The organism is Sphaerisporangium sp. NPDC049003, from assembly GCF_043197795.1.
Taxonomy (GTDB): Bacteria; Actinomycetota; Actinomycetes; order Streptosporangiales; family Streptosporangiaceae; genus Sphaerisporangium.
Genome location: NZ_JBICTU010000043.1, coordinates 1 through 24,591, shown reverse-complemented (window position 1 = coordinate 24,591; position 24,591 = coordinate 1). Strand labels below are relative to the sequence as shown.

Annotated in this window: 16 protein-coding genes and 1 pseudogene; 14 read left to right on the top strand and 3 right to left on the bottom strand. The window is 68.2% G+C overall.

Annotation, left to right across the window (positions count from 1 at the left end):
* Nucleotides 1-283: 283 nt before the first annotated feature.
* Nucleotides 284-853, bottom strand: a complete 570-nt coding sequence (locus tag ACGFIV_RS32945) for a MarR family transcriptional regulator (protein WP_358558108.1) — start codon at nucleotides 851-853, stop codon at nucleotides 284-286.
* A 39-nt stretch (nucleotides 854-892) separates the two neighbouring features.
* Between ACGFIV_RS32945 and ACGFIV_RS32940 the strand changes: the two genes are divergently transcribed.
* The 7 genes from ACGFIV_RS32940 (at nucleotide 893) to ACGFIV_RS32910 (ending at nucleotide 10,734) form a co-directional block, all read left to right on the top strand.
* Nucleotides 893-1,816, top strand: coding sequence for a DMT family transporter (locus ACGFIV_RS32940; RefSeq protein WP_392838868.1), 924 nt, complete (start codon nucleotides 893-895; stop codon nucleotides 1,814-1,816).
* 419 nt (nucleotides 1,817-2,235) lie between these two features.
* Nucleotides 2,236-3,894: a M28 family peptidase gene (locus tag ACGFIV_RS32935; RefSeq protein ID WP_358558102.1), complete on the top strand. Its 1,659-nt coding sequence runs from the start codon at nucleotides 2,236-2,238 to the stop codon at nucleotides 3,892-3,894.
* A 371-nt stretch (nucleotides 3,895-4,265) separates the two neighbouring features.
* Nucleotides 4,266-5,894, top strand: a complete 1,629-nt coding sequence (locus ACGFIV_RS32930) for an ABC transporter substrate-binding protein (RefSeq protein WP_392838866.1) — start codon at nucleotides 4,266-4,268, stop codon at nucleotides 5,892-5,894.
* A 33-nt stretch (nucleotides 5,895-5,927) separates the two neighbouring features.
* Nucleotides 5,928-6,884, top strand: coding sequence for an ABC transporter permease (locus tag ACGFIV_RS32925; RefSeq protein WP_358561956.1), 957 nt, complete (start codon nucleotides 5,928-5,930; stop codon nucleotides 6,882-6,884).
* A complete protein-coding gene (locus tag ACGFIV_RS32920) occupies nucleotides 6,881-7,810 on the top strand; it encodes an ABC transporter permease (protein WP_358561958.1) in 930 nt (309 codons plus the stop codon). The genes ACGFIV_RS32925 and ACGFIV_RS32920 overlap by 4 nt, the downstream gene beginning before the upstream one ends.
* Nucleotides 7,807-9,498, top strand: coding sequence for a dipeptide ABC transporter ATP-binding protein (locus tag ACGFIV_RS32915; protein ID WP_392838863.1), 1,692 nt, complete (start codon nucleotides 7,807-7,809; stop codon nucleotides 9,496-9,498). The genes ACGFIV_RS32920 and ACGFIV_RS32915 overlap by 4 nt, the downstream gene beginning before the upstream one ends.
* 321 nt (nucleotides 9,499-9,819) lie before the next feature.
* Nucleotides 9,820-10,734: a glutathione S-transferase C-terminal domain-containing protein gene (locus ACGFIV_RS32910; RefSeq protein WP_358561279.1), complete on the top strand. Its 915-nt coding sequence runs from the start codon at nucleotides 9,820-9,822 to the stop codon at nucleotides 10,732-10,734.
* Between the two features lie 57 nt (nucleotides 10,735-10,791).
* On the opposite strand, the gene ACGFIV_RS32905 is transcribed toward ACGFIV_RS32910, so the two are convergent.
* Nucleotides 10,792-11,214, bottom strand: a complete 423-nt coding sequence (locus tag ACGFIV_RS32905) for a hypothetical protein (RefSeq protein ID WP_392838860.1) — start codon at nucleotides 11,212-11,214, stop codon at nucleotides 10,792-10,794.
* A gap of 223 nt (nucleotides 11,215-11,437) precedes the next feature.
* Between ACGFIV_RS32905 and ACGFIV_RS32900 the strand changes: the two genes are divergently transcribed.
* The 7 genes and pseudogenes from ACGFIV_RS32900 to ACGFIV_RS32870 all read left to right on the top strand — a co-directional run bounded on the left by ACGFIV_RS32900 (nucleotide 11,438) and on the right by ACGFIV_RS32870 (nucleotide 17,356).
* Entirely contained in the window at nucleotides 11,438-11,824 is a 387-nt protein-coding gene (locus tag ACGFIV_RS32900) for an ArsR/SmtB family transcription factor (RefSeq protein ID WP_392838858.1), read from the top strand.
* Entirely contained in the window at nucleotides 11,824-12,318 is a 495-nt protein-coding gene (locus tag ACGFIV_RS32895) for an SRPBCC domain-containing protein (protein ID WP_392838856.1), read from the top strand. Before ACGFIV_RS32900 ends, ACGFIV_RS32895 begins: the two co-directional genes overlap by 1 nt.
* Nucleotides 12,315-12,878 carry a dihydrofolate reductase family protein gene (locus ACGFIV_RS32890; RefSeq protein ID WP_392838854.1) on the top strand — a complete coding sequence of 188 codons (564 nt, stop codon included), beginning with the start codon at nucleotides 12,315-12,317 and terminating at the stop codon, nucleotides 12,876-12,878. Before ACGFIV_RS32895 ends, ACGFIV_RS32890 begins: the two co-directional genes overlap by 4 nt.
* Before the next feature lie 791 nt (nucleotides 12,879-13,669).
* Nucleotides 13,670-14,113 carry a hypothetical protein gene (locus ACGFIV_RS32885; RefSeq protein WP_392838852.1) on the top strand — a complete coding sequence of 148 codons (444 nt, stop codon included), beginning with the start codon at nucleotides 13,670-13,672 and terminating at the stop codon, nucleotides 14,111-14,113.
* Nucleotides 14,114-14,201: 88 nt separating this feature from the next.
* Nucleotides 14,202-14,408, top strand: coding sequence for a hypothetical protein (locus tag ACGFIV_RS32880; protein WP_392838850.1), 207 nt, complete (start codon nucleotides 14,202-14,204; stop codon nucleotides 14,406-14,408).
* Between the two features lie 292 nt (nucleotides 14,409-14,700).
* Nucleotides 14,701-15,087 (top strand): hypothetical protein, encoded by a 387-nt coding sequence (locus ACGFIV_RS32875; RefSeq protein WP_392838848.1) that lies wholly within the window; start codon nucleotides 14,701-14,703, stop codon nucleotides 15,085-15,087.
* 1,457 nt (nucleotides 15,088-16,544) lie between these two features.
* Nucleotides 16,545-17,356: pseudogene (locus ACGFIV_RS32870) on the top strand (transposase family protein).
* Nucleotides 17,357-18,073: 717 nt separating this feature from the next.
* Here the strand turns inward: ACGFIV_RS32870 and ACGFIV_RS32865 are convergent.
* Nucleotides 18,074-24,340, bottom strand: a complete 6,267-nt coding sequence (locus ACGFIV_RS32865; protein WP_392838846.1) for a DNRLRE domain-containing protein — start codon at nucleotides 24,338-24,340, stop codon at nucleotides 18,074-18,076.
* Between the last annotated feature and the right edge of the window lie 251 nt (nucleotides 24,341-24,591).

Genomic DNA, 24,591 nt, shown 5'->3' with positions numbered 1-24,591 from the left:
GCGTCGGTGCCTCGTCGTCACCCCCGGCAGGCCCCGGGCCGCCGTGACCGGTACTTTCGATCGGCTCGAATCGGATCGTCTCCGATGAACCTTTCACGGTCGCCGGAGGCCCCGAAGGCGCTGACGGCGCAAGCCCCCCAGGTGAGAGCACGCCGGCGGGGCGCGGCGGCGCGCCGGCGTTCTGGCGCGTTGACGGGGCCCGCCCACATCAGGTTTGATCCGCCCAGAGCGGGCTATCGCGCCTCACCGAAGGAGGAATCCAGACGCTTACGCAGGTCAGCGATCACAGCTTCCTGTTCTCCGCCTGGCGCGGCGTCTCGAAGCGCGGCGTCTCGAAGCGCGGTGTCTCGAAGCGCGGTGTCTCGAAGCTCGCGAGCCAGGTGGCGAGAAGCGATTCCAACTGTGCGGCCTCGTCCGGCGTCAGATAGTCGAGGAGGCGGCGTTCATTGCGCATGTGCTCGGTGAACGCCTGGTCGATCAGTTCCCTGCCGGCATCGGTGAGTGCGACGACACGTGCTCGGCCATCGCTCGTGCTGGGACGGCGTGTGACCAGCCCTTCGCGTTCGAGCCGGTCGACGCGTTTGGTCATCGCCCCCGTGGTGACCATGGTGAACGCGGCAAGCTCTCCGGGTGCGCGTTCGAAGGGCTCACCGGCGCGCCGGAGGGCGGCGAGCACATCGAACTCCCCTTCCCCGAGCCCATAGCGCCGGTAGACGACACAAAGCTGTTCGGTGAGGTGGCCGGCGAGGCGGTGGAGCCGTCCGATCACACCTTGTGGCGCCACGTCCACGTCGGGTCGTTCACGGGCCCAGGCCTGCTGGATGCGAGCGACATGGTCCAGGTGCTCGTTCACGTTCCTACTATAGCTTCCATGGAAGCTATAGTAGCTTCCATGGAAGCTACTTTCCGGTGGGGGCCCGTCACCGCGATCGCACCCGTGGCGTGGGGGACCACCTATTTCATCACCCATCGGTTCCTACCGGCCGACTACCCGCTTTACGGAGCGGTGATCCGGGCGCTGCCCGCGGGCCTGTTGCTCCTCCTCGTCCGCAGGAAGCGTCCCCACGGGTCATGGTGGTGGAAGTCGCTGGTCCTCGGCACCATGAACATGGGCGCGTTCTTCGCATTGGTCTATCTGGCGGCGCAAACGCTTCCGACGAGCATCGCATCGACGATCATGGCGACCTCGCCGATCGTGATGATGCTTTTCGCCTGGGCGGCGCTGTCCGAGCGCCCGAAGGCGACGCACATGACCGGAGCCGGCATCGGGATCGGGGGCGTCTGCCTCATGCTGCTGGATGGCGGGGGCACCGTGCGGGCCTCCGGTGTACTCGCTTCTGTCATGGCCATGGTGATGTCGTCCCTTGGCTACGTGCTCGCCAAGAAGTGGAGCTCGGACGTCGATGTCTTCTCGCTGACCTCTTGGCAGCTCGTCGCGGGGGGAGTCGTCCTGCTGCCTGTCGCGGTCGCGACGGAGGGATCACCGCCCACCCTGGACGGGTCCGCGTTGCTCGGCTTCAGCTATGTCACGGTCGTCGCGACCGCGCTCGCCTTCGCCGCCTGGTTCACGGGACTACGGCACCTGAGTGCCGGAACGGTGGGGCTCATCGGGTTACTCAACCCGATGAGCGGTGTCCTGTTCGGCACCATGGTCGCCGGTGAAACGCTCGCCGTGCACCAGATCTGCGGACTCGCGCTGGTCTTCCTCGGGATCCTTTCCGGCCAGCCCTTCACGGCTCGCCTCGTCACGCTGGTCAGAGCCCACCGATCGAAGCACACCGCCCACGCACATGATCAAGCGGAGTGCGTCGGGTGACCTGCCTCTCCGCTTCCACCTGCTCGCCGAGCCGCTGACTGCCCATATCAGCACCATCCGCCATCCCTGCTCGTGATTTTCGGTAGATATACGGATGCCGCTACGTATGTACTGCGCCTTCCGGTGGCCCTACCGTCACGCACAAGTGGATTCGCCCCTTCGAAGTCAGGAGCGTCGTCACATGTCGTAGCCGTACCGACGGTAGAACGCCACTCCCGGCCCTGGGAGTCATGCCGGGTGCCGTACGGGTCTCGACCGCCTCGGCCGCCGACCGGCATATCCGGCGTGTGAGCATTCGTTTCTCCACACCCCCCAGTCCCACACCCTCGCGCCGTCCAGCGATCCGTGACGGCGCGATGAGCGCCGCCCGCCCACCCGGCGGAAGCGCGACAGTGGGATGCCGAGAAAGGAAAACGCACTTGAGGCGCACAGCTGTCCTCACGGCGACCGTCATCATGGCCCTGACGGGCCTGCTCGCGTCCGCTACCCCCGCGACCGCCCAGGCTCCACCGGGAAGCACCCGGCACAACGCACCCGACAGTACGTCCCGGAGTGCCCCCCTCACCGCCCTGGCGGCCCCCGACGTCAGCCTGCCGAACATCAAGGCCCATCTGAGCCAGTTGCAGAGCATCGCCACCTCCAACGGCGGCACCCGCAGGTCGACCACCGCCGGCTACACCGCGTCGGTCTCCTACGTCGAGCAGAAACTGCAGGCCGCCGGCTACACCACCCGCCGCGTGACCTGCACGCCGGGTTGCACCAGCGGCGCCGGGCCCGATCTGATCGCCGACTGGCCGGGCGGGGACGAGAACCAGGTCATCATGTCCGGCGCCCACCTGGACAGCGTCTCGGCCGGTCCCGGCATCAACGACAACGGCTCGGGGTCGTCGATGCTGCTGGAGGTCGCCCTGACCCTGGCCGCGCAGCGCCCGACGATGACCAAGCATGTGCGATTCGGCTGGTGGAGCGACGAGGAGCAGGGCCTTCTCGGCTCGCGCGCCTACGTCAACTCGCTCAGCTCGACCGATCGCTCCAAGATCAAGCAGTACCTCAACTTCGACATGGTCGGCTCGCCCAACGGCGGCTACTTCATCAACAACATCACCACCACGGCCGCCGCCGACCTGCGCGCGTTCTACACCAACCTCGGCCTGCAGCCGGAAGAGAACACCGAGGGCGCCAACCGCTCCGATGACGCCTCCTTCCGCAACGCGGGCATCGCCACCTCCGGTGTCGCGGCCGGCGCCAGCGCCACCAAGACCTCGGCGCAGGCCGCCAAGTGGGGCGGCACGGCGGGGCAGGCGTACGACTCCTGCTACCACCGGTCGTGCGACACGACGGCCAACATCAACGACACCGTCCTGGACCGGGCGGGCGACGCCCTGGCGTACGCCATCTGGACCCAGGCCGTGGGCACTCCCACCGGCAGGGATTTCTCGATCAGCGCCAACCCCGCGTCGAGCTCCGTGCCGGCGGGGCAGGCGGTCACGACCACGATCAACACCGCGACGACGTCGGGCACCGCGCAGACGGTGAACCTCACGACGGCGTCCGGGCTGCCGAGCGGCGCCACGGCGAACTTCAGCCCGGCCTCGGTGACCTCGGGCGGCTCCTCGACGCTCACGCTCTCCACCTCGGCGTCGACGCCGACCGGCACCTACGCCATCACCGTCACGGGCACCGGTGAGACCGTGACCCGCACCACGACCTGGACGCTGACGGTCAGCGGCACCGGCGGAAACCGGACGTTCACCAACGGCACCAACTACACGATCAACGACCTGTCGACGATCAACAGCCCGGTCACCTCGACCGCGACCGGCAGCGCCGTGTCGCCGGTCAAGGTCAGCGTGACGATCTCACACACCTGCGCCGAGGACCTGCAGATCCGCCTGCGCGGCCCGAACGGGACGTACTACACCATCGACAGCAGCGGTGGCTCGTCCTGCACCTCCTACGGCACCCGCACCTACTCGGTCCCGGTCACCCAGTCGGCCTCGGGAACCTGGACGCTGCAGGTGACCGACAACTACCAGCTCGACACCGGCTTCCTCGACACGTGGAGCGTCACCGTCTGAGCGTTGCCGAGCGTGTCCGAGCCTTCGCCGCACCGGTGACACGACGCCCCCGTCAGAGGATCTCTGACGGGGGCGTTCGGCTGCTGTGGAAGCTCCGGCCCTGGACGACGGGGCTGACGCGCGTCTTCCGTGCCCTTCGGTCCGCCGCCGGCTCCTATGCATATTTCCTACTTTTCCTGTAGGTATTGACTCAAATAATTCGTGCTGCCTACCATGAGCGCGGCGCGACGCCAGTGACCGGCCGGGCCCGCACCGGCGGCGCGAGGTGGTGCGCCGGCACGAGCTGACGAACCGTACAGTGCCGGTCCGTTCCCGTCCCGCCCAGCACGGGGGCGACCACGGCGCCTGTCTCGATTCGAGTGGGAGTACACGTGCAACCAGCCCCCCAGTCCACCGTGGTCCGCCGACGGCTGATCATGACGCTCGCCGTGGCCGGGCCGATCCTGCTGACCGCCGCCTGCGGCTCGGGCGGCGGAACCGCGAGCGCCGACGGCGACGCGGCCAAGGCCGGCGGAACGCTGACCTTCGCGGTCGGGTCGTACGCCGGCTGCGTCGACCCCCAGCAGGTCGGCAGCAACGACACCATCTACGCCCTGCGGCAGATCGTCGACTCGCTGACCGACCAGGATCCGGCCACGGGCAAGATCGTTCCCTGGCTCGCGGAGCGCTGGGAAGTGAGCCCGGACGCGCGGACCTTCACCTTCCACCTCCGTCCGGGAGCCACGTTCAGCGACGGGACGCCCGTCAACGCCCAGGCGGTCAAGGACACCTTCGACACCGCGCCCAAGCTCGGCGCCAAGGCCGTCCTCGCGATCGGCTACCTCAGCGGGTACACCGGCACCAAGGTCGTCGACGAGCTCACCGCGGCGGTCTCGTTCAAGCAGCCCAACGCCCAGTTCCTGCAGGCGACGTCGACCTTCTCGCTCGGCCTGGTCTCGCAGGCGAGCACCCGGAAGACGGCGGACCAGCGCTGCACCGAGGGGATCGCCGGGTCGGGCCCGTTCACGCTGGAGGGATACCGGGCGAACCAGTCGATCACCCTGGCCAGGCGTACCGGCTACAACTGGGGGTCGTCACTGTGGCGCAAGCCCGGCGAGGCCTACCTGGACAAGGTGGTGTTCACCATCGTCCCCGAGGCCGGGGTCCGCACCGGGAGCCTCCAGTCGGAGCAGGTCGACGCCATCGGCAGCGTCGGCCTCGCCGACGAGAGCACGTTGCGGGGCAGCGACGACGTCACCCTGCGGGCGCGGGCCAACCCGGGCGTGGTCTTCAACCTGGGACTCAACAACTCCCGCCCGCCGGCGCGCGACCCCGCGGTGCGCCAGGCGATCCAGGCGGCGATCGACCGGCCGCAGATCGTCGAGGCGATCTTCCCGACCGGCAGCAAGCCGGCGACGAGCATCCTGGCCCACACCACCCCGTTCTACACGGACCTCAGCGAGCGGCTCGCGTTCGATCCCGGCAGGGCCGCTTCGCTCCTGGACGCGGCCGGCTGGCGGCCCGGCGCCGACGGCATCCGGGCCAAGGACGGCGTCCGGCTGAGCCTTTCGGTCAGCTGGTTCGCCAACGCCGCGACGAACCGGCCGGCCCTTGAGCTGATCCAGCAGCAGCTCAAGGCGGTCGGCGTCGAGATCCGGCTGCGGGAGCAGCCGATCGCCCAGATCACCCAGCTACAGCAGTCCGGCGACTTCGACGCGCTGTGGGGGAACATCACCCGGGCCGACCCGGACATCCTGCGCAGCAGCTACTCGACCTCGCTGGCCAACGTGTACCGGCTCCACCCCGGCGAGCTGGACACGGTGCTGGCCGAGCAGGCCGCCACCACCGATGCCACGAAGCGCCAGGCCCAGGTCAGCCAGGCCCAGCGGCTGATCGTCGAGAACGCGTACATCGTCCCGGTGGTGGAGCTGACCACCGAGCTCGGCGTCTCCAAGCGGGTCCACGACCTGGACTTCGAGGCGTCCACCCGGATCCAGTTGCACGACACCTGGAAGAGCTAGGGGCCGGATGCCGGGCGGGAGGAGCAACCGAGCATGCGTCGATATCTAGCCGGTCGCGTCGGGCAGGCGGTGGTGGTGCTGTGGGCGGCCTACACGGTCTCCTTCCTGGTGCTCGACCTCCTGCCCGGCGATCCGGTCTCGGCGATGGCGGGCGGGGCCGACCAGGCCGCCATCGACCCGGCGCAGCTTGAGGCGCTGCGCCGGGAGTACGGCTTCGACCAGCCGATCATCGTCCAGTACCTGGGCCACCTCGGCCGGGCGGTACGCGGCGACTTCGGCGACTCGGTGGCGACCGGGCGGCCGGTGATCTCGACGCTGGCCGACGCGCTGCCCTACACGCTGCGTCTGACGGCCGCCGCCCTGGTGCTGGCCGTCCTCCTCGGCGGTGCGCTGGCCCTGTACGCGACCTACACCGCCCACGGCTGGCTGCGTCAGCTGCTGGTGTCGCTGCCGGCGCTGGGCGTGTCGCTGCCCACCTTCTGGATCGGCCTGATGCTCGTCCAGCTCCTGTCGTTCCGGCTCCGGCTGCTGCCCGCGTTCGGCGACGAGGGCGCGGCCGGCCTGATCCTGCCGGCGGTCACCCTGGCCGTGCCGACCGGCGCGATGCTCGCACAGTTGCTCGCCAAGAGCCTGCTGACCACGCTCGGCGAACCCTACGTGCAGACCGCGCGGGCCAAGGGCGCCGGCCGGGTACGGGTCCACCTGCGCCACGCGTTGCGCAATGCCGCTTTGCCGGCGCTCACCATGGCCGGCGTCCTGGTCGGCAACCTGATGGCAGGCTCGGTCGTCGTCGAGACGGTCTTCTCCCGCAACGGCGTCGGCCGGGAGACCGTCAGCGCCGTGACGGTGCAGGACATCCCGGTGGTCCAGGGCGTCGTGGTCTTCGGCGCGTTGACCTTCGTGCCGGTCAACCTCGCCGTCGACCTGGTCTACCCGCTCTTCGACCCGCGGATCGTGGTCGCCGCCGCCCGGCCAAGGAGCACCGGATGAGCCAATCGCTGGCCGGCGAAGTGGTGCCGGGGACCGGGCCGGACCCGGACCGCCCGCGCCACCCGGAACCGGTCGAGCCGGGCGTCATCGTCGGCTCCGAGGTACGGCGGCTGGCCCGGTTCCTGCTGCGGCGTCCCGGGCTGGTGCTCTCCGCCCTGGTGGTCGTCCTCGTCGTGCTGGCGGCCTTCTGGCCGGCGCTGTTCACCTCGCGCGACCCCCTGCTCGGGGTACCCGTCGACCGGTTCCAGGGCCCCGGCGCCCAGCACTGGTTCGGCACCGACGAACTCGGGCGGGACCTGTACTCGCGGGTCGTGCACGGCGCGGCGCTCTCCCTCAAGGCGACGTTGGTCGCGGTCGGGGTCGCCTTCGTCGTCGGCGGCACGATGGGGCTGGTCGCCGGCTTCGCCGGCCGGTGGGTCGAGGACGTGCTGATGCGGATCGTCGACGTGCTGCTGGCCATACCCGCCCTGTTCCTCTCCCTCGCCCTGGTCACCGCGCTCGGCTTCGGCACCGTCAAGGTCGCCGTCGCCGTCGGTCTCGCCAGCGTCGCCGGCTTCGCCCGGGTGATGCGGGCGGAGGTGCTGCGGGTACGTCAGTCCCTCTACGTCGAGGCCGCCCGCTCCATCGGGGCACGCTGGTACTCGGTCCTGCTCCGGCACGTGCTGCCCAACGCCATAGGCCCGGTGGTCGTGCTGGCCACCCTCGAATTCGGCATCGCGGTCCTTGCCGTCTCCTCGCTCAGCTTCCTCGGGTACGGCGCCCCGCCACCCGCCCCGGAGTGGGGGACCCTGATCTCCACCGGGCGGAACTACCTGGCGAACGCGTGGTGGCTCTCGACGCTGCCCGGCCTGGTGGTCGCGGCCACCGTCCTTGCCACCAACCGGATCGCCCGCGCCCTCGACGGAGAGTTGACGACCCAGCGATGAGCACGCCGAGCGGTCCGGAGAACCTTCTCGAAATCAGCGACCTGGCGGTCTCCTACCGGTCGCGGTCGGGGGTGGTGCGGGCCGTCGACGGCGTGGACCTGACGGTCCGCGCCGGTGAGATCGTCGCGGTCGTCGGCGAGTCGGGCTCGGGCAAGAGCACGACGGCGCACGCGGTCATCGGCCTGCTGCCCGGCACCGGCCGGATCGACGCCGGCCGGATCCGGTTCGGCGGGCGGGACCTCGCCGGCCTGTCCGAGCGGGAGCTGCGGCCGATCCGGGGGGCTCAGATCGGCCTCATCCCGCAGGACCCGACCGTGTCGCTCAACCCGGTGCGGCGCATCGGTGACCAGGTGGCCGAGGTGCGCCGGCTGCACGGCCTGGCGGACCGCCGCTCCGCGCCGCTGGACGCCGTCGACCTGCTGGAGCGGGCAGGTCTGCCCGACCCGGCCGTCCGGGCCCGGCAGTACCCTCATGAGCTCTCCGGCGGGATGCGGCAGCGGGTGCTGATCGCCATGGCGATCGCCGCCGAACCGAGGCTGATCATCGCCGACGAGCCGACCAGCGCGCTCGACGTCACCGTCCAGCGGCTGATCCTCGACCACATCCAGAGCCTGACCGAGGAGCTCGGCACGGCCGTCCTGCTGGTGACCCACGACCTCGGCATCGCCGCCGACCGGGCGCGACGGATCGTGGTGATGTCGCGCGGGCGGGTGGTCGAGGCCGGACCGGCCCGGCGGATCCTCGATCGACCGGGCCACCCGTACACCCGGCGGTTGCTGCGTAGCGCCCCGAGCCTGGCGGTCGCCCGCCCGGCCGCACCGCCGCGGCCCGCCCCAAGCCTGGCGGTCGCCCGCCCGAGCGCACCGCCGCGGCCCGCTCCTGGCGCGGCGGTGACCGGCCGGCCCCTGGTGACGGTAGAGAACCTGGCCAAGGAGTTCCCGCTCCCCCGGGTGGCCGGCGGCGCCGCGCGGTCGGTGCGCGCGGTGCACGACGTGAGTTTCTCGATCGACCGGGGTGAGACCTTCGCCCTGGTCGGCGAGTCCGGCTCCGGCAAGTCGACGACGGCCCGCCTGGTCCTGCGCCTGGTGGAGCCGAGCGCCGGGCGGATCGCCTTCGACGGCATGGAGATCACCCAGGCCCGGGGGGAGGCGTTGCGCCGGTTGCGCCGGCGTGCCCAGCTCGTCTACCAGAACCCGTACGCGTCGCTCGACCCGCGCTTCACGATCAGCGAGGTGATCACCGAACCGTTGCGCGTGTTCCGCGTCGGCGACCGGGCTTCCCGGCGGGCGCGCGCCCGCGAGCTCGTCGACCGGGTCGCGCTGCCCGCCTCGGTGCTCGCGCGCAGGCCCGCGGAACTGTCCGGTGGGCAACGCCAGCGGGTCGCCGTCGCCCGGGCCCTGGCGCTCTCCCCGGACCTCGTGGTCTGCGACGAGCCTGTCTCCGCGCTGGACGTCTCGGTGCAGGCCCAGGTCCTCGAACTGCTCGCCGAACTGCAGGCGGCAACCGGCGTCGCGTACCTGTTCATCTCCCACGACCTCGCCGTGGTGCGGCAGATCGCCCACCGGGTGGCCGTCATGCGGGCCGGCCGGATCGTCGAGATCGGCACGACCGGCGAGCTCTTCGACCGCCCGGCCCACGCCTACACCCGCGAGCTGCTTGCGGCCATCCCCGGCGGGCGGTACGCCTGACCACCGCGCACCCCACCCGCTCAGCGGCCCCGGTCCACCGGACCCGCCGGACCACCCACCCTCGACCCCCAGAGGACGGCGCCCTTCGCCCCGGACCTGCCCACCTTCGGCGCGCAGGGGACCGTGAAGCCGGACCACACCGGGCGACCTTGCGCGAGAAACCCGGCTTCGAACCGCCGGCCGATCGCCCCGCGCCGACCTGACGCGGGCGGGCCACGCCCCACCGGCCCCGAACGACCGCGAAGCGGACGCTAGACCTAAAACCTACATGACAAGTAGGGTTTGGAGCGGCTCCAGTGCTTCGATTCTCGAAGGTATCCCATGTCAAACCTGTCGCAGTTCAAGCTGGCCGGCCCCGTCGACACCACGACCTACGGGGAGTACCGCATCACCCGCAGGGCCGACGACCCCCGCCCGCTCTACCGATTCACCGGGCGGATCACCGAGGACGGCCCGGCCGGCTTCACGCCGCGCGCCGGCCGGTACCACCTGTACGCGGGCTGGTTCTGCCCGTGGTCGCAGCGGGTGACGATCGCCCGTGCCCTCGCCGGCCTCGACGACGTCGTCAGCGTCTCGTACGTGGACAACGCACGCGACGGACGGGGCTGGGCGTTCCGCGAGCGGTACGGGCCGGACCCGGTCAACGGCTTCACCCTGCTGCGCGAAGCCTACGAGGCGACGGAGGAGGGCTACGACGGCCACATCTCGGTGCCGACGCTGTGGGACCGGGCCACCGCGACCGTGGTCAGCAACGACTTCAAGGGCATCGGGATCGACCTCGGCACCCTGTTCCGGCACCTCGCCAAGCCGCTCGTGGTCACCTACCCCGAGCGGCACCGCGACGAGATCGAGGAGCTCGACGCCTGGATCGGCCCGGCGGTGAACCACGGCGCCGCCGCGGCGGGCCGGCCCGGCCCGGACGGCGCGCGGGCCCGCGCCGCGCTGCTCGACGCGTTCGCCACGCTCGACGAGCGGCTGGCCACCCGGCGATACCTGGTCGGCTCGACGCTGACCGAGGCCGACATCCGGCTGTGGGTGACCCTGGTCCGCTACGACGCCGGACCCAACGCCCACCGTGCCATCAACCCGGGCCTGCATGAGTACCCGCACCTGTGGGCGTACGCCCGGGATCTCTACACCGTGCCTGCCTTCCGGGACACCACCGACTTCGGGTCCTTCACGGTGCCCGGCGCCGAGACACCCGACTGGCACGCCCAGGCCCCCCGCCCGGCCTGACCACCGCCCCCCGGTGATCGAGGTCGGCCCGGCGCGTCCAGGTACGGATCGACCGCGTCATCCGGCGCCCTGGAAGATGAGGTTGTCCGTCAGGGTCACGGTGCCTGTGACCGGGTCGACGTTCCTGTCCTCGGTTATGAGGAAGGCGGCGAGGAGCGCCTTGCCGCTCCAGCCGACGTGCGCGACACCGGCGTTCGGGTAGGTGATCGACACCGTGTGGTGCTTGCCGTCCAGGCCGGTCAGGTCGACGGTGCAGTAGAGGTCGTAGGTGACCACCTGACTCGGCGGGGGCACGGGCAGGGCGACCTTGGCCTCGATGCCCTTCGGGGTCGCCACCGTGGTGCCGCTGGGCTGATGGACCACTTTCCAGTCGACCGAGTTGACCGTGGTCCCGGCGGTCGTGGACCCGAGCTTCATGGTGAGGATCGGGTTGGTCAGTTTCCAGGTCAGTGACTCCTCGCCGTAGCCGGTGGCGCGCACGACGGTGGCCGGAGCCGGCTGGCCGCTGTGGAAGGTCCACGAGAAGCCGGTGTTGGTCGCGGCGACGTTCTGACCGTTGATCCAGACCCGCCGCCCTCGCAGGGTGCCGTACTCCTCGGCTCCCGCCTCTTCTCGACTGATCGGCCCGGTGAACGCCTCCCTTGACAGCAGAGCGTGAGTCGCGTTTCATTTAACATGTTGGTTAAATGAAGGGAGACTTCGGATGGCCGGCACTGACCAGCTCAGCGCGGTGTTCTCAGCGCTCGCAGACCCGACTCGACGGGCAATCCTCGTCGAGCTGGCCGAACACGACGCCACCGTCACCGAGCTAACCGCTCCCCTCTCCATCTCGATGCCGGCGGTGTCGCGGCACCTGAAGGTGCTCGAGCGCGCCGCGCTCATCTCGCGGACACGATCGGGCAAGTGGCGCGGGAGCCGCCTCCAGGCCGCCCCACTGCGCGACGCGGCCGACTGGATCGATCGCTACCGGCGCTTCTGGGACTCCTCCCTCACCCGCCTCGATGCCCACCTTGCCGCGGTGCAGGCCGCCGAACGCGCAACGGACCGGATGGCCAACGACCCCAAGGTCCCCGATGACCAGGAGCTCTAATGGAAACCGAAACTCGGCAACTCGCTATCTCGCGCGTGTTCGACGCGCCACGTGAGCTCGTCTACCGAGCCTTCACCGATCCAGACCACCTGGCGGAGTGGTGGGGCCCGATGGGCAACTCGCTGCCGCGCGAGGAGATCGATTTCGACGTGCGTCCCGGCGGCTATCAGCGGTGGACGGAGGTCTCTGCCAACGAGCCAGACCTTCGTATTCACATCTACATCAACCTCACAGACGTCACAGACGGCGAACTGCTTGAGGGCGTCATGCACGTAGCCGGCCAACTGCAGGAGGGCATCGAGCCGTTCGCAACAAGATTCCGATTCGAGTTCCACGACGAGGGCGAGGGACGCACGCGACTCGAGATCCGCCAGTGGCTCCCACCGCACCTGGCGGGCCCCAGCGAGCAGGGTTGGCTCGAGGCGTTCACCAAGCTGGACGCCACGCTAACAAGTGCCCAGATCGCGGCCGATCGTGAAGGTGTCGTGGCATGACCAAGCTGATCTACGTGACCAATGTGACTCTGGACGGCTACATCGAGGACGAGCGTGGCGCCTTCGACTTCGGCCCGGTGGACGCCGAGGTGTTCCGGTCCCAGACAAACCTCCTGCAACCCGTGGGCACGTTCCTTTACGGGCGGCGCCTCTACGAAACCATGGCCGTGTGGGAGACCGACGCCACGCTAGCGGCACAGTCCGACCTCATGGCCGACTTCGCGACGGCCTGGCAGACAGCGAACAAGGTCGTCTACTCCACGACGCTGACCGCCGCGTCGACCGCCAACACCCGAATCGAACGCCACTTCGACCCCACCGCGGTGCGCGAACTGAAGGCCGCGGCCAGCAGCGATATCACCGTAGGGGGTGCGAACCTCGCGTCCCAGGCATTCAAGGCCGGGCTGGTTGACGAGTGCCAGCTGTTCGTCTGGCCCACTGTCCTTGGTGGGGGAAAGGAGGCCTTACCGACCGACGCGCGCGCCGACCTCGAGCTCATCGATGAACGCCGATTCGGAAACGGTGTTGTACTCCTCCGGTACCGCCCTCTGGGACGGTGACTTGCGGCCCTGCCTGATTCGCCGGGCGCGAGCCTCCATGACGCGCGGAGCGCTTATGGCCGATCGGCCGGGGCGTATCTCGAGCACCCAGCGGTGTCGGTGAACTGGGTTGTCACCCGCAGGCTCCCGCGTCGAGCTCTATTCGGCGATCCGGCGCGACGCCCGTGCTGGACTGTCGAACCGAGCGCTCCAGCGGAAGCACCGAGTTGGCTACCGCACGGTCGCTGCCGCGCTCGCGTCGGCGTGGCCAAGGCCAGGAAGCCGCCACCGAAGCGCGGATCCCGACTGGATCCGTACGTGGAGGTGATCGACGACTGGTTGCGCGACGATCTCGACGCCCCGCGGAAGCAGCGGCACACCGCGAAGCGGATCTTCGACCGGCTACTCGACGAGCATGACGCGGTCGGGGTGGTGTCGTACTGGATGGTGCGGGAGTACGTCGCCACCCGCCGGCGTGAGATCCGCATCGAGGCCGGGCGTGAACCCGCGAACGCCTTCATTCCTCAGGAGCACTTGCCCGATCGGGAGGCCGAGGTCGATTTCGGTGAGGTCGCGATCCGGCTGCGCGGCGAGCTGGTCACATGCGCGCTGTTCAGCCTGCGACTGTCCTACTCCGGTAAGGCCGTGCACAGGATCAGCGCCTCGGCTGGGCAGGAGGCGTTCTTCGAGGGCCACGCCTACGCCTTCGATGTGCTGGGTGGGGTGCCGACCGGGAAGATCCGCTACGACAATCTCAAGGCCGCCGTCGCCAGCGTGATCGGGTTCAGCCGGCAACGGGTCGAAGCCGACAGGTGGACCGCGTTCCGCTCGCACTACGGAAGGCGTTCTACTGTCAGCCCGGCATCCAGGGGGCGCACGAGAAGGGCGGCTTCGAGGGGCAGATCGGCTGGTTCCGCCGCAACCACCTCGTCCCCGAGGTCGAGTCCTTCGCCGAGCTCAACGCCATGGTCGACGCCTGGGATCAAGCCGACGATGCGCGTCGGATCGGGTCCCGGGCCCGCACGGTCGGGGAGCACTTCGCTACCGAGCAGCCGCTCCTCGCGCCGCTGCCAGCCGAGCCGTTCGAGACAGGCCGTCGGTTCAACTCCCGCGTCGACCGGTACGCCCAGGTCACCGTCCGTATGAACGAGTACTCCGTCCCGGCCCGCATGGTCGGCCGTCAGGTCCGGGTGTTGCTCCACGCCGGCGAACTGGTCGTGTTCGACGGCAAGACCGAGATCGCCCGCCACGGCTGATGACCAAGGGCGCCACCCGCGTGGACCTCGACCCACTACCTTGAGGTCCTTCTTCGGAAGCCGGGGCGCGCTGCCCGGTGCCACCGCGTTGGAGCAAGCCCGCGCGGCCGGACGGTTCACCCCGGTTCACGACGCATGGTGGGCTGCCGCCTGCAAGGCGCACGGCGACGCCGCGGGCACTCGCGCCCTGATCGAAGTGCTCATGCTGCACCGGCACCTGCGTCACGACCAGGTCGTCACCGGCCTCTCCGCCGCACTGAACGCTGGAGCGCTGCTCCCCGTGATTCCCCCTTGATCACCGCACACATCGGGCACGCAACGGGCACAGTGCATCGACCTTCCGCTTTTCAGGAGTAGGCACCATGATCGCGGGCCGCGGCGTTACGGCCTGACTTGGACTCCAGGTGATCGCTGATATGTGGGTGCATGGGCAGGTGTGAGCCCGGGTTAATGTAGCGGTTGATGTACAGGAGCGCACCGGGAGCGGTTTCGTAGGTCTACCGGAGGATCATCGGGCAGGGAAAGATGAGATCGTCGCTATGTCTGCGCCGATGAGTTCTGACCCCCGACTGGAGGCTCTGGACACTATGCCCAACGTGCCGGCCTCGGTGTTGCGACTGGCGGAGACCCTAGTGATGCTGGCCGCCTCCGCTGACGAACAGGTCGCGTGGGTTGACCGGCACCAGTGGCACGTGGACGAATTGGCGCTCGACTTCGACTGGGCGAACGGGTGGGTACCGTGGAGTGTTGACGAGCGATCGCCAGGACTTTTGTCCCCAGTGCTTCACGACCTGTTGCAGCGCATCGACGACCGCTTGGCAGAGATGAGTGGGCAGGCCAACGCCGACAAGTGGACCCCTGAAGGGCTCGCCACCGATCCCGAATGGGCTGAGGTCCGGCATCTCTCCAGCCAGGCACTCACCGAGATCGCCACGCTGGGTCTGATCGCCATCCCTTCACCGGCGGACCTGTAGACACAACCGAGGTCTACCCACACGGTCGGCACCTCAGCCGATCACCAGATGCATAGAGCGTTCTGACTGACGGGATCTAATCTAGGAGATCCGAACCCCTGACATCCTGCTTGTAAATACGTAAGCCGATCTTGCCCGACCTGCGAAAACGCAGATCAGCGCACTGATCGCGTTCCCCGCGCCTCCCCCTTGTTCCCCGCTCCGTCGGGCACGCGACGGGCACGGCGGTACCCTCGTCAGGGAACAGTCTCCGGACAGTTCAAGGCAGATCAGCGGGTACAAACGGTCTGATCTGAACGGCTCTGGATCACCCTGAACTGCAACCCAAACTGCAACCCCCGATGTCCTGAAGTCCTGACCCAGGGCTATCACTCGTCATTTGTGCGGTAGGGCCTCGGGCGTGGGAGAACCACGATAAGCAGAGTTGCGAGTGGCCCGAGAAAGAGAGAAAGCAACCACCATCCGAAGCCCGAACGCCACTTGCCTTGTGCCAAACCAGCGTTGACCAGGGCGAGAGTGAAATAGAGAGCACCCGCAAGATCATTGTTGCTCACCGTATTAAGCATGTCGGGGATTCTGTCATATAGACCCATTTCGCTTGGCCCCCAACGTGAGCCCCTCTGTACAGCAAGGGCCGTCATGCGCGACCGTGCTCGATGGGCCGGGGCTGAGGCACGAAGCCCCGGCCCTCCGATCGCCCGTAACCCCGTGTGGTGGTCGACCGCAGCGCGATTGTCGACCTGTACCGGTGTGATGGCCGACCCAAAACTCGGCCACAGCGGCGGGAGACGGTCGGAGATTAATCCGTCGACGTCGGTTCTGCACCGTCATAGGCTGCATGGGCCGTCGCAGGCAAAGGCGAATGGGAAAGATCGTATCAGCTTGCTGACTCCCTTCACGGGGATGAGCCGGTTCGAGTCCGGTAGCCTGCGGCGGCTTCTGCATGGCTGGGCGTAAGGTGCCCCTCGATGCGGGTCAAACCATCCCTGGTCCGGGAACCACCCGATACACCGACCCAGGGGGTAGGCCCAGACCCACAGGTGAGTGATCTCGGCTGGTAAGCGGGGAGGCTCGGGCGGCAAGCCGCTGTAGGCTTGGTCGAGCGCATGATAGGCAGGCCAGGGCGTGGTGAAGGTCAAGCCTACAAAAGCGTGCCGCTCGTCAGCTTCAGTCGCCGCAAGCTTCAGACGTACATCTGCTCGACTCTCATCGCTGAGAAACGACGCTACGTATTCACCAAAGGATGCCCAGTCCAACTCTGCTGGTCCACCGGCCCCGCCAGCACCAATGTGAATGAGGTGATCTCAACGAAATAATTCGGATGATTGGGATTTCTTGGACGCTGCTGGTGGCGTACCGGGCCTTTCGGGAGGAGTCGCCGAAGGCCGGAAACAGGCGTGGAGCCCCCGGTAGAAGAGCTCTCACCACAAGAAATCTCACCAGCCGTAAGGCTCCACGTGATTGCTCATCGTGCCACGCTGGACGTCTCCCGCGCACTCGTTCACTACGTCGCACGACTCCTGCAGGAAGAGCGCCGACTGCGCAGCACCCCAAAAGACAGCCGCGCCTTGACCCCGTTCCGGCAGGCGGTCATGGTGCTGCGCTGGTTCCGCGGCGAGCGCGACATCCCCAAGCTTGGCCGCGATCACCGCGTCTCCCGGGCCACCGCCTACCGCTACATTCACGAGGGCATCGAGGTTCTAGCAGCTCAGGAACCGGATCTGCCCGAAGCTCTCGACCGCGCACAGGCCGACGGGCTGGCGTATGTGATCCTGGACGGCACTCTGATCCCGATCGACCGGTGCGCCGAGCAGGCCATCAGTGTCAAGGGCGAGCCCATCGACGTGTGGTACTCGGGCAAGGCCCACCAGCACGCCGGCAACCTGCAGGCACTGTCGACGCCGGGCGGGCTGCCTTGTGGATCGCCGAGGTCGAGCTGTCCGCCGCCCGTACGCACGTCTTGGGCGCGCTGTACGCCGCTGCCGCCCGTGGCCTGCCCACCCTCGCCGACAGCGGCTACGACGGCGCCGGCATCCACACGCCGATCAAACAACCCTCCGACAATCAAATGCTCAGCCCGGACAACCGCACCTACAACCGGCTCCTACGAGCCCTGCGCCGCCTCGGCGAACGCGGATTCGCCCTGCTCAAAGGCCGCTGGCGGACCCTCCAGCACATCACCATCAGCCCCGCCAGAATCGGCGACATCGCCCGCGCGGCGCTTGTCCTCACTCATTTCGAGCACGACTACCTACCGGCAATTCGCTGAGATCACGTCACTGAACGTCAGCGTCAACACGACGCCAACACCGAGGCCTATACTCGCCGTAAGCGCCCAGGGGATCGGACGCTCTCCTTCAAAATACGAATTGGCCGACAACAGAACGAACATGGCGAATCCACCGGCCGATCCTCATACCGCGCCCCACAGAAGTGGATGACGAGCACCGACCACCCCGGCTTCCCCGAGTCATCACCTATCAGCCGACGTATCAAGCCCGCGTTATCGTGACCGCCACCCGTGCTGGAGTCCTTCCCGGCCGGTTGACGATCTGGGATCGTGGATTCAATGCTCCATCACGTATAGGTAGAGCGCACGCTTTGCGGTCAAATATCCGATGGATGGACATCAGGCGACAACAGCCATCCATGCTCTCATTCAGATGATTTGTGATCTTTGACGCCGCGCCCCTTCGCAGCGCCACGCCCCCACTCAGAGGCGATTAATAAAGCAGCCACCAGAGCTGTCGGAACGAGGCCTCTCACGAGCCCCGTCGCCCACGACTGTTGATCTCCAAAGACCGCGTTACCCACTGCGCCCACATATACGAGACCACAGCAACCCACGGCGATCACCCTGCTCTTGGTCCATGCCAGCCATCTCATCGCCATCTCCTCGATTCTCCTGCACCGGATGGCGCAGCATTCGTACACGCGGGGTGCACCCACAGCCATGGGCGCACCCCGCGAAGCTATACGACCCTACCTATTTTTTCGCGCGTTGGACACTGTAAATACCGGAAACGATGTAACCGATCAGGGCGCTGGCGATAATCGCAGCCTGCCTGCCCGCCCTTGTACCCAATATCCAGCGGACGGCCTTAGCGATCACTTGCCCCAGCCGCACTGCTAGAGACTGGATCACTTTAACGAACTTCTTGCCTACGGGGCTCCTCAGGAACTTGTCGACGCCGGCCGCGATGCCCCACGCCTTGGTGAAGCTCCAGAACACCTTTGACCACATAGTGTTCCAGTTGAAGTTCTTGTCCCAGAGAGATTCTACCCAGTAGCCGATCGCCGTTCCCGCGGCTGCGGCACCGAGTTGGCACAAGACGATACCGACGCCGCCTGTGACCCCACCACACCCGGCCAGGATCAGCCCTTCGACGGCGAACTGGGCGACCGCGACGGTACCTTCACAGGCCCATGCCTTCCACCCGCCCGGACATCTCCCATCGAGATCCCGACAGTTGATGGGGTCGGCATTGCAATAGTCATAGGCGTTGGCGCTGCCACCGACGACGGGATCGACCTGCAAGAAACGGCCGGTGGTGGGATTATAGAGCCGGACGCCCATGAGAACGATGCCAGCGAGTGAGTCGATGGAGCGCTGCGCATTGCCGAGCCAGCCGTATCTGTTCGGGGACGTGATGTTTTCGGCACGCGGTATGCCGAATTCGGTCTGTTCGAAATACGAGCTGATTCCGGTTGCGGTGTTGCTGTTGCTCGCCGTGGCGACGACATGACCGTGGAGATCGGCGAGCTGAAGAGTGACCGTACCGTCGCTTGACTGCGTGGCCGCCATGCCGTCGAAGGCGGTGACGTTACGGGTCCACGTGCCATTGACTTCGGCGATCCAGGCGGGCGAGTCGCCACCCGACGTGTAGTGGTTGGTCATGGTGCCGGACACCAGTCCACCGCTGCTGGTCATCGCGCGGATACGGCCCAGGGGATCAAGGGTGAACTCCCGGGTGAGCAGACCTTGGGTGAGGGAGGCCACCATGTCATTGGCGTGGTAAGCCACCTCCAGGTCGACACCCCCAGAAGCGTGGACGGCCGGAACAACGGTCGTGCGGCCGAACGCGTCGTAGGTGTAGCCGGTGTTGGTGGCGCGGTCCGCGGTATCGAAAGAGGAGGTCTGGGTGACGGGAGTGGTGCTGGTACTGCACGCCCCACCTGCCGCAGCTGGATAGGCGGACTGGCTGGTGCGGTTGGTGTTGAGGTTGTAGCCGTACAGGCGGGTAGTGCACGACCCGGCGTAGCTGTCGGCGACAGCGGTCAGACGTCCGGCGGCGTCGTAAGCGTACGTCTGATTGCTTCCGCCGGGAACGGATTGCGAGACGACGCGGCCGTCAGTATCGGAGGTTGCGGCAAACTCGAGCCACGTGCTACCGCTCTTGGTATAGGTCAGCAGGAACGGCTTGCCGACGTTATCGAACCGCCAGGACGCGGTGAGCCCGCCCGGATGGCTCTGGGTGCGCAGTTGACCGTCGGCGTCGAAGGCCGCGCCGAACGTGCCCGGGGTGCCGGTGCTGACGCTGGTCACCAAGCCACGCCGTTCGGCCTGCCCGGCGGCGTCGGTTCCGTCGTAAGCGTAGGTGTATGTGCCTTTGCCGTCATTCAGCGTGGCCACACGGCCTGAGATGTCGTAGGTGGTGATCGACGAGTTACCGTCGGCGTCAGTGGTGGAGGTGACGCGGCCTAGAGCGTCGTAGCCGGTGGTGACGGTGGCTCCGCCCATACTCGACATAGTCGGCAAACCTGTGGACGCGTTGTAGGCGAAGGTGACGTCCGGAACCGCGGTGCCACCGGCGGAGGCGGGAGTCACCGTCAACGCGTGGCTGCTTGGGCGGCCGGCGGTGTCGAAGGAGACGGTGGTGGTACGGGTGACCGTGCCCGAGGTTTCGGTGACGGTGGCCTTCTGGCCGTAGTAGCCATAGGTGATCGTGGCGGTGGGGATCGTCTGCCCGCCGGGTTGGGCTGCAGGGGCGGTGCGGCAGGGCAGGGTGGCCCATTGTGGTTTGTTGCCGCAAGCGGACACTGACGGGTGAGTTCCGGCGGTGTAGTAACTGGTAATGGTGGTCCCGGCGTCAGAGCCGTTGGACGCGGGCATGCGGCGTTCGATATCGCGGCCTGCCGCGTCGAACCGAGTGCGTTGGACGATGTCCGTACCGCCGGGCATGACCGTGGTCTGCGTGGTCGGGGCGAACAACTCCCAGCCGGATGTGTCTCCGGACACGATCGGGTTGTAGCCGATCTTGGTGGTTCGTATGTCGGCGGTCCCGGGGGCGGCTGTGCCGCCCACCACTACCGGCTGCACCGTTGTGGTGGTCACCAAGTGATATTTGATGTTGGGGTCGGGCTTGCCCTCGTCGTACGTGTTGGTGGTCCGCTGCCGGGCCGAAACGAGGGCTCCGGACGCCAGCTTCACCTGATGGGTGGGACCATCCTGAGCCAGCAGATCACCGTCATCGTTGTAGGTCGCCGTAGTGGACAGCAGGTCGGCGCGGGCGGCCGAGCTGGTGAGGCCGCGGACGTAGGGGTCGGTGTCGGCGGTGGGGGTCAGGGCCTGGAGGCGGTTTCCTGGGGTGAGTTCCCAAATGGTGTTGCCGTTGTCGTCGTAGCGGGTGGTGGAGATCTGCCACGCGCCGGCTCCGTAGGCCGCGGTGTTGACGGCGCGACCGTTGACGTCGACGTAGATGAGCTGGCTGTACTCCCAGTCGGCGGCGGCGGGCTGGTACGCGCCGCTGCCCGCGCGGGCCGGGACGCGCCAGGCGGGAAAGACGGCGGCGCCGACGCGCGGCAGGTCCACCGACTGGCCCCATGTCGCGGAGGTGGCGCCGGTCAGGTCGATCGGGGAGTTGATCGGGACGCCGTAGGCGACGGCCTGGGTGAGGTCGTTGGCGCCGGCCTCTCGCTGGACGTGGGCCAGGCGGCCGGAGGTGTCGTACTCGACGCGCCATGGGTTGAGGCCGGGCGGGGTGAGCTGGGAGATCCTGCCCTGGGCGTTGTACTCGTAAGTGGTGGCCAGGTTGGTGCGTGGGTCGGTTGCGGTGCGCAGGTGACCCGTGGCGTCGTAGGAGTACGTGGCGACCGTGGTGGTCTTCATCGCCGAGGTGGCGGGGTCGTAGGCCGTATAGCTGATCGACTTGGCCTGGCCAGCGTAGTCGCCCCAGCCGGACGTCACACCCGTGGCGGTCGTGGTCGTGGCGTAGGTGACGTCCAGGGAGCGGCAGCCCGCGACCAGCGTGGTGCAGGTGACGCCGGAGGGGACGGGAGCGAGCATCCGGGTGACGCGGCCCTGGCCATCGCGCGTGTAAGCCGTGGTGTTCTCGCTGCCGGGTTCGTCGATGGAGCTGACGCCCCACTTGCCGCCCGCCAGGGTGAAGACCGTCTTGACGCCCTCAGCGTCGGTGTGGGTGAACTGCGTGGCCGAGTCCTTGACCACCTGGGAACCGTCGCTGGTGTCGCTGACGCCGGCGAAGGTGCCGCCAGCCTGGACGGAGTAGTTGAGCTGGGAGCCGTCCGCGCCGGTGAAGACCACGTATCCCTGCGCGGAATGATCCTCGAACGTCATGCCGGACACCGACGAGGCGCCGCCCGGGAAGGAGGCGGACCAGCCGGGTCCGAACACCCCGTTGGCGCCAGAAGCCGTCGCGGGCGCCAGGGTGGTGTGACCACGGCCGACCGACAGCCCGAAGGCGTTGACGTCGCTGGCGCTGATCGAGTAGTCGCCGGTGAGCAGGGACACGGTGCCGGGGCCGAGCTGCGAGGTGGCGTAGGAGGCGCCGAAGGCGGTGGCCTCCAAGGTGATGGTCACCGGGTCGGAGCAGCTCTCCATCGTGCCCGTCGTGAAGCAGGCCCGTAGCTGTAAGGGGCCGTCGCCGCGGGAGGCGGCGGTCATGGTGGCGGCCACGTCCCAGGTCAGGTCGGCGAACGGCTGGGCGGTGTTGGCGCGGGTCTGCGGCCAGGCGGAGATCGGGGTGCCCGAGCCGGGGACGGTGACGTGGGCGGTCGGGATGGTCGTCCAAGTGCCGGTGGCGCTGACGTCGGCGCGGTACTCGTAGCGCACGCCGGTGCGGCCGGGTTCGGCACGCGCGGCCAGGGTGACGGCGGCCTGTGTTCGGTCCTCGTTCAGGGGCTTGGCCACGTCGCCGACGCCGACGCCGAAGGTGTAGGACGCCGTGGTGCTACTGTTGCCGGCGGCGTCGCGGGCCTTGACGTAGAGGGTGTGCCAGCCGTTGGCCGGGTCGATGGTGATCGTCTGAGGGTTGCCGGCGGTGGTGGGTTTGCTCTCCGTGGCGGCCGGGTCGTCCAGGTCCCAGGCGTACTCGACCGCGTCGTTCGCCGTCGTGTCGACGGTGCAGCCGACCGGAGCGGCCTGCTTGGCCGACCATACGCCGGAGGCGTAGGAGGCGCAGGTGATGGTGGGCGTGGCGGGGGCGGTGGCGTCCACGGCCAGGGACTGCCAGCCCGACCAGGCCGAGTAGGTGGTGCCGTCGTAGACGCGGGCTCGCCAGCGCACCTTCCAGCCGTCGGTCAGGGTGCTCGCCGGGACGGTCACCGAACCGGTCGTCCCGGCCTGCACGCCGGTGGCCGAGCCGGACCAGATCAATCCGGTGCCCTGGGCCGGGACGACCGGGTCGTGCTCGACCTGGAACTCACCGGTGAGCACGCCGCCGTCGGCGTCGTTGAGCTGCGCCTTCAGGCTCGGGGTACGCGAGGAGGTCTGGGATCCGGCCGACGGCGAGACCGAAAGGGCCCCGAGGGTGGGCGGGGTGGTGTAGGTGATCACCAGCTTGGGCGGGCTGTTGAACTCGATCGTCTCGTCGGAGGAGGTGAACACACGGTAGTTCGCGGTCGCGGTCTCCGAGGCGGCGCGCAGCACCAGGCCGTGGTTGGCGGCGCCGCCGGCCCACGCCTGGACGATCCCGGTGACGTTCCACTTCATGTAGCCGCTACCGCACACCCCGGCCTGGGAGCCCTCGGTGCTGGTGACGGCGCCCGTGGTGGTGTTGGTCGGCTGGGGGGACCAGTCGATGAGCGAGCCGTCCCAGGCGCTGGTCACCTGCCGGACCTGGATGCCCGCACCGACCGTGGGGCCGCAGGAGGGGGCGTCCACGTTGCGCAGCACGAGCTGGGCGGCGGTGATCACCGAGGGCAGGCCGGTGGTGTCGAACCGCAGGTAGGCGCGATCCTTGTCGCCGGTGGCCTCGGTGCCGGCCTTCATGAACTCGCCGGCGGAGTTGTTGTCGTCCACGAAGATGCTGCTGACATCAGTGTCGTCGTTGAGGGGCAGCAGCACGGTCGGGTCGACGGTGACCGGGTACTTGGTGGCCGGGTCGGCGAGGAACGCCGGATCGGGGCGCAGCACCAGCGCCTGGCCGCCGTCCTTGCCCTCCACCGTTCCGGTGATCTTGCCCAGGCGGCCTCGGTCACCCCGGCGCCCGTGAGTCGCGGCGACCTTGCCGGACGTTGCCGCCTCCCACATCGCGGGCGCGGCCGCGGCGGCGACCAGTTTCTTCTTCCCCCCGGTCAACTCCAGGCGGCCGTCCGCGGTGGTGCCCACGGCCAGCCCCTCGGTCCTGAGGGGGACCTTGAACTCCACGGGCCCGCGCGGACGCTCCCGCAGCACGATGTCGAATCGCATGCCCGTGGGCAGGGCGGTGACGACCAGGTCCCCGCCCGGCCCGGCGACCCCGGTGTAGGTGGCCGTGTTGTCCTTGATGGCCGGCTTGGGCAACTCAGACGGCCAGGACAACGCCAGGGACTTGCCCGGCTCCCGGGTCATCTTCGCGAACGGCGTCCGCCCTCCGGCGGAGAACTCCAAGTCCGGCTTCACGGCTCTGGCCTTCAGGACGCTGTTCCCCGCGTCGAAGAGCCGGGGATCCACCGGTGCCCAGCGGCCGTTCTTCTGGACCCGGGCCACACCACTAACGGTCTCGGCGGTGAAGGTTCCGTCCCCGTTGGCGTAGGTCTGGCTGGACTCGGTGGTCTCGCCGGTGATCAGGACGCGACTGCCCTGCAGGCGCGCCGCGAGCGCCGCCGAGACGCGGTCGGGACGTTCGGTGACGCGCTCAGGGACGGCGGCCCGCTTGGCGGCGGGCGGGACCGTCGTGGCGGATGCCGTGGGAACGCCTGGCAGGCTGGAAACGCCTACGGCCAGGGTCAGCGCCGCCACACCGGCTTTCAGGCGGGTCCTTCTTCTGGGCGGTGGCGCCGCCTGCGGGGGTTTCATGGACAGTGAGGCCACGTTTACTCCACGTGTTGCGACTAGTGGATGTACACGTGGAAGGTACGAAATGCACGGCATATTCGCGGCATACGCGCGGCACATCGAAAATGTACCGCGCGTATTGAACCGATCTTGTCACGGTTCACAGGAAGTTTTAAGGTAGCGGGGTCAGTGGCAGGGCCCCGGCGAGTTTGTGATTTGGTCAGCTTGATTCCCTCACTTCCATCTTGAACAGATTGAGGGTGCGTCGGTGGCTGTAGACGTGGTGG